This window comes from Actinomadura sp. GC306, from assembly GCF_004348665.1.
Taxonomy (GTDB): Bacteria; Actinomycetota; Actinomycetes; order Streptosporangiales; family Streptosporangiaceae; genus Spirillospora.
Window position 1 is genome coordinate 1 of record NZ_SMKM01000343.1, and the last position, 6329, is coordinate 6329.

3 protein-coding genes are annotated in these 6329 nt (G+C 73.6%); 2 read left to right on the forward strand and 1 reads right to left on the reverse strand.

Going from position 1 to position 6329, the window contains the following annotated elements; all coding sequences use genetic code 11:
• A partial coding sequence (gene lysX / locus E1200_RS30105; RefSeq protein WP_131955481.1) for a bifunctional lysylphosphatidylglycerol synthetase/lysine--tRNA ligase LysX occupies positions 1 to 3255 on the reverse strand: 3255 nt, incomplete at its 3' end.
• Between the two features lie 248 nt (positions 3256 to 3503).
• Between lysX and E1200_RS35050 the strand changes: the two genes are divergently transcribed.
• Both E1200_RS35050 and E1200_RS30115 read left to right on the forward strand, forming a co-directional pair.
• Positions 3504 to 5453, forward strand: coding sequence for a serine/threonine-protein kinase (locus E1200_RS35050; RefSeq protein ID WP_243708944.1), 1950 nt, complete (start codon positions 3504 to 3506; stop codon positions 5451 to 5453).
• Positions 5453 to 6329, forward strand: an 877-nt coding sequence (locus E1200_RS30115) for a serine/threonine-protein kinase (protein ID WP_131955483.1), incomplete at its 3' end; no start/stop codon positions are given. The genes E1200_RS35050 and E1200_RS30115, both read left to right, overlap by 1 nt.

Sequence of the window (6329 nt, forward strand, 5' to 3'; positions counted from 1 at the left end):
GAGGGTGATCATGAGGCGGTCGATGCCCATGCCCATGCCGCCGGCGGGCGGCATCGCGTACTCCAGGGCGCGCAGGAAGTCCTCGTCGAGTTCCATGGCCTCGGGGTCGCCGCCCGCGGCCCGCAGCGACTGCTCGGTGAGGCGCCGCCGCTGCAGGATCGGGTCGATCAGCTCGGAATAGGCGGTGCCGAGTTCCAGGCCGAAGATGATGAGGTCCCATTTCTCGGCGAGGCGCGGGTCCGCGCGGTGCGGGCGGGTCAGCGGGGACGTTTCCGCCGGATAGTCGCGCACGAATGTGGGGGCGGTGATCTTCTCCTCGACCAGCGCCTCGAACATTCCCTGGACGATTCTGCCCTGTTCCCAATACGGGTCGAAGTTCAGGCCGAGGCTGCTCGCAAACGACCGGATGGTCGGCAGGGGCGTGTCCGGGGTGATCTCCTCGCCGAGGATGTCGGAGACGGCGCCGTAGACGGTGACCTCCCGCCACGGCTCGGCCAGGTCGTGCTCGACGCCGTCGCGGACGACGACGGTGGTGCCGAGGGCGGCGCGGGCGGCGTCCACGACCAGGGAGCGGGTGAGAGCGGCCATCGTGTCGTAGTCGCCGTACGGTTCGTACGCCTCCAGCATCGTGAACTCGGGGTTGTGCTTGGGGGAGACGCCCTCGTTGCGGAAGTTGCGGTTCAGTTCGAAGACGCGGCCGACGCCGCCGACGAGGAGGCGCTTCAGGTACAGCTCCGGGGCGATCCGCAGGTGGAGCTGCATGTTGTAGGCGTTGATGCGCGTCGTGAACGGCCGGGCCGCGGCGCCGCCGTGGACGGGCTGCAGCATCGGCGTCTCGACCTCCAGGTAGCCGCGGTCGCGGAGGCCGTCGCGGACGGCCGCGATCGCGTCGGCGCGCATCCGGAGCATCCGGCGGGCGTCGTCGTTGACGATGAGGTCGACGTACCGCTGCCGGACGCGGGCCTCCGGGTCCGACAGCCCGGAGCGCTTGTTCGGCAGCGGACGCAGGCACTTCGCGGCGATCTGCCAGGACGATGCGAGCACCGACAGCTCGCCGTGCCGGGACGTGACGACCTCGCCCGCCACGCCGACCTGGTCGCCGAGGTCGATCAGCGTCTTCCAGTGCTGCAGCGACTCCTCGCCGAGCGCGTCGGCGGTCAGCATCACCTGGAGGTCGCCGGTCTCGTCCCGCAGGGTGACGAAGACGAGGCGGCCGTGCTCGCGGGCGAGGACGACGCGTCCCGCGATGGCGGCGCGGCAGCCGGTGGCCGTGTCGGGGGCGAGGCCGGCGAAGCGCTCCCGGATGCCGGCGGCGAGGTCGGTGCGCTCGCAGCCGGCCGGGTACGGGTCCATCCCGGCGGCGCGGATCCGGTCGAGCTTGGCGTGCCGGACCCGCTCCTGCTCCGCCGGCCGGTGCCGCGGCGCGCGGGCCGCGGCGGCCGCCTCCTCGATCTCCCGGACGCGGTCGACCAGCGGCCCGGAGGGCCGCACGGCGGCGGCCCGCTCCAGCTTCGGGCGGTTCAGGTTCGGCAGGAACCCCTCTGCGCGGGCGTAGGCGAGGCCGAGCCGGACGAGGTGCCGGCTCTGCGTGTAGCAGATGTAGCGGGGACGCCAGTCCGGCAGATATTTCGCGTTCGACAGGTACAGCGATTCGAGTTGCCAGAACTTCGACGCGAACGACAGGAACCGGTAGTACAGGCGGGCGACGGGGCCGGCGCCGAGCTGCGAGCCGCGGGCGAACGCGGAGCGGAGCATCGCGAAGTTCAGCGAGAGCCGCTGCGCGCCGACCGCGGCGGCCTGCTCGGCGAGCTTGGCGACCATGTACTCGTTCAGCCCGTTCTCGGCGAGCCGGTCGCGGCGCATCAGGTCCAGCGACAGGCCGGCGCGGCCCCACGGGACGAAGCTGAGCAGCCCGCGCAGTTCGCCGCGGGCGTCGAACGCCTCGACCATGACGCAGCGGCCGTCGGTCGGGTCGCCGAGGCGGCCGAGCGCCATTGAGAAGCCGCGCTCGGTGTCGTCGCCGCGCCACGCGTCGGCGCTGCGGACGAGCTCGGCCATCTCCGCGGCGGGGATCTGCGCGTGCCGCCGGATCCGCACCCGGTACCCGGCCCGCTCGACGCGCCGGACGGCCTGCCGGACCTGCCGCATCTCGCGCCCGTCCAGGCTGAAGCCGGTGAGGTCGACGACGGCCTCGTCCCCGAGTTCGAGGGCGTCGAACCCGTGCCGGCGGTAGGCGTGCGCGCCGCGTTCGCCGACGCTGACGGCGCCGGGGATCCAGGCGTGGGCGCGGCACTCGGCGAGCCACGCCTCGATGGCCTGGTCCCACGACTCGGGGTCGCCGAGCGGGTCGCCGCTGGCCAGCGAGACCGAACCCTCGACCCGGTAGGCGATGGCGGCCCTGCCGTTCGGGGCGACCATGACGTCCTTGTCGCGGCGCAGCGCGAAGTAGCCGAGGGAGTCCTGGTCGCCGTGCTCGGCGAGCAGGGCCCGCGCGGCGAGCTCCTCGCGCGGGCCGAGGACGGCGTCCTGGCGGCCCGGCCGGAACATCGCCCAGAACGTGACGATCAGCAGTCCCGTGCCGAGGATCCACAGGATCGCGTTGACCCAGAACGGCACCTGGACGTTGATCGGGGTGCCGGAGACCCGCGGCCCGAGGACGGTCTGCGAGATCGCGTAGAGCGGGTGCGTCCAGAAGGCGCCGCCGTCGTCCCGGTCGGTGGCGGTGACGAGGAGCGTCCCGATCCCGCCGGTCACGACGAGGAGGTTGCCGAAGACCTGGGTGGCGAGGCGGCGGTTCGCGCGGTCGGGCAGCGTGGTGAACTGGCCCCGCGCGGCGACCACCAGCACCAGGACGGCGAGGTGGGCGGCGGCGCTGATGACGAGCCCGGTGTGCAGCGGCTCGTCCGGCCTGAGGAACGCGGTCGTGACGGCGGTGACGGCCACCGCGGCCGGCAGGCAGAAGACCACGACGAGGATCCGCCAGGCGGCCTTCTTGCGCCGCCGGACGCCCATCGACAGCAGGATCCAGAGCAGGCCGACGGGCACGCTCGGGAACCAGCCGAGATAGCCGAGCCACCGCAGCGCCCAGATGTCGGCCATCTGGAGGATGAGACCATGGGACACCCAGGCGAGCAGCGACAGGATCCCGGAGAGACGGGTGTACCAGAAGAAGATCGTGGGCGCGGACCGGACGAGCCGTCCCCATTCGCCCAGCAGTCCGCCTCCGCTCCGGGAATCCCCTCCGGCCGCGGGCATGGCCCGCTCCCGCGTGGCCCGGCCCCTCACGGCACGCCCTTTCGGCGCGGGGCCTCCGGAAGGGGACCCTTTCCTGGAAGATGTGGCGGGGTCGTCAACGGTGGCCGTCACGTCCACCGCGCTTCCATCCGTGCAGGTCCGCCCGGGGGTGGCGAACCACGTTGTGACGCCCGGCGTCATACGGGTAGGGGGAAGTGGCTTGCACGCTCGTTCCAGTGTTGTCAGCAAAAGTCGATATGGTCGCGGATATGCCAAGTGAACCCACCGGTGAGCGGCTGCTCGCCCGCCGTTACCGACTGGTGACCCAGGTCGGCAGGGGCGGCATGGGTACGGTCTGGCAAGCGCACGATGAGGTCCTCGGTCGTGACGTCGCGGTGAAGGAGGTCATCCTCCCGCATGGTCTCACCGATGAGGAACGGGCCGTCCACCACAAGCGCACGTTCCGGGAGGCCCGCACCGCCGCGCGGCTCGGGCACCCCGGCGTGGTCACCGTCTACGACGTCGTCGAGGAGGACGGCCGTCCGTGGATCATCATGGAGCTCATCAAGGCGCGCTCCCTCGATCAGGTGATCAAGCAGGACGGCCCGCTGGAGACCCGCCGCGCCGCCGAGATCGGCCGGCAGATGCTCGCCGCGCTGCACGCCGCGCACGACGCGGGCGTCCTGCACCGCGACGTCAAGCCCAGCAACGTGCTCATCACCGGCACCGGGCGGATGGGCGAGCGCGCCGTGCTCACCGACTTCGGCATCGCGACCGCGTCCGGTGACGCCACGCTCACCCAGACCGGCCTGGTCATGGGGTCGCCCGCCTACATCGCGCCGGAGCGCGCCCGCGGCCGCACCGCCGGGCCCGCGTCCGACCTGTGGTCGCTCGGCGTCACCCTCTACGCGATGCTGCACGGCAAGTCGCCGTTCGAGCGGCCCGAGCCGATGGCGGCGCTGATCGCGGTGATCTCCGACGAGCCGGACCCGCCGGAGAAGGGCGGCCGGCTCATCCCGGTCATCGAGGGCCTGCTGCGCAAGAACCCCGACCAGCGGATGGACGCGATCGAGGCCGGCGCCCTCCTGGACGACATCGTCCGGCAGCAGAGCGTGGACGCCCAGCGCACCATGGCGGTCGAGTTCCCCATGGACGCCCCCGGCCGGCCGGTCCCCGAGGAGATGGGCGACCCCGGCGGCGCGACGACCGTCGACCCGGCCCGCGCGTCCGCCTCCCCCGCCGCGCCCGGCGCCGCGGAGGCCCGCCCGGACCAGCTGACCAACTTCGACATCCCCACCGGCACGTCGGCCAGGACCGACCAGACCCGGGACTCCGGGAAAGGCGGTGCGGGCACGGCCGACCCGGGGGAGACGGCGCCCGACCCCGACCGCGCCTCGTCCTGGCGCTCCGGCCCGCGGACCGAGCCCGCCGGCGCGACGGTCGCCGCCGAGCACGGATCGCCCGGCTACGAGTCCGGCCAGGGGGACTCGGGCGGCGGCGGGACGGCGACGCACTTCCCGCCGACGACGCACGCGACCGGGCGCCCGGCCCTGGCCGGCAACCGCAACGTGGTGGTCATCGCCGCCGTGGTGCTGCTCGTGATCGTCCTCATCGCGGCCATCGCGCTGGCGCGGAGCGGCGGTGACGAGCAGGGCGCGGACAAGCGGGGTGCGACGGCGCCGCCGACCGGTGCGAGCGCGTCCGTCTCCGCCACGTCCTCCACCTCGGCCGAGCCCAGCGGCACGCCGAGCGCGGGCGTCCCGGCCGGGTTCAAGAAGCACAGCGACCGCAGTGGTTACACCGTGCTCGTCCCGAAGGGGTGGAGCGGCCCCGAACGCAAGAGCGGCGGCGACTTCTTCTACTCGCCCGACCGCGAGGTCTACGTCCAGATCGACCAGACCGACGATCCGAACGACAGCGCGATCGAGGACTGGCGCAAGCAGGAGCGCGGCGGCTCCGGCTGGCCCGGCTACAAGCTGATCTCGATCAGGCCGACCGGCGACGAGCCGCCGGTGCCCGACACCGGCGACGGGGACGACTCCGCCGACTGGGAGTTCACCTACGCCGGGCAGGGCGGCCGCGTGCACGTCCTGAACCGGGGCTTCGTGGCCGGCGACCACGGGTACGCGATCCTGCTCCGCGCGCCCGACGACGAATGGGACAAGGTGTTCGGCGAACTCCAGCCGGTCTACCGGTACTTCGAGCCCGCGGACGACTGATGGCGGACCGCCTCCTCGCCGGGCGCTACCGGCTCGAAGCCGTGGTCGGACGCGGCGGGATGGGCACCGTGTGGCGCGCCCGCGACGAGACCCTCGACCGGGACGTCGCGGTGAAGGAGGTCGTGCTCCCCGCCGGGCTGAGCGACGAGGAGCGCGCGAACCGGCACCGCCGCACGCTGCGCGAGGCCCGCGCCTCGGCCCGGCTGAACCATCCGGGCGTCGTGACCGTCCACGACGTCGTGGACGAGGACGGCCGCCCGTGGATCGTCATGGAGCTGGTCCAGGCCCGGTCCCTCCAGGACATCGTGGATGAGGACGGCCCGCTGCCGCCCCGCCGGGCCGCCGCGATCGGGCGGCAGATCGCCGGGGCGCTGCGCGCCGCGCACGCGATCGGCGTCCTGCACCGGGACGTCAAGCCCGCCAACGTGCTGGTCGCCGCGGACGACCGGGCGGTCCTCACCGACTTCGGCATCGCCCAGCTGGCGGGGGACGCCACGCTCACCGGCACCGGGCTGCTCATCGGGTCGCCCGCGTACATGGCGCCGGAGCGGCTGAACGGCGGGTCGGCGGTGCCCGCGTCCGACCTGTGGGCGCTCGGCGCCACCCTCTACACCGCGACCGAGGGGCAGGCCCCGCACCATCGCGGCGACGCGATGGCCGTCCTCGCGGCGATCCTCACGCAGGAGGTCCCGCCGCCGCGCAACGCGGGGCCGCTCGCGCCCGTCCTCACCGGCCTGCTGGAACGCGACCCGGCGCGCCGGCTCGCCGGCGACCGGGCGGAGGAGGCGCTGCAGGCGGTCGAGTCCGGGCAGGCCCCGGCCCTCGGTGGTACCGACCCGGTCGCGGCCGGCACGCTGTCCCCGCCGCCCTCCCCGC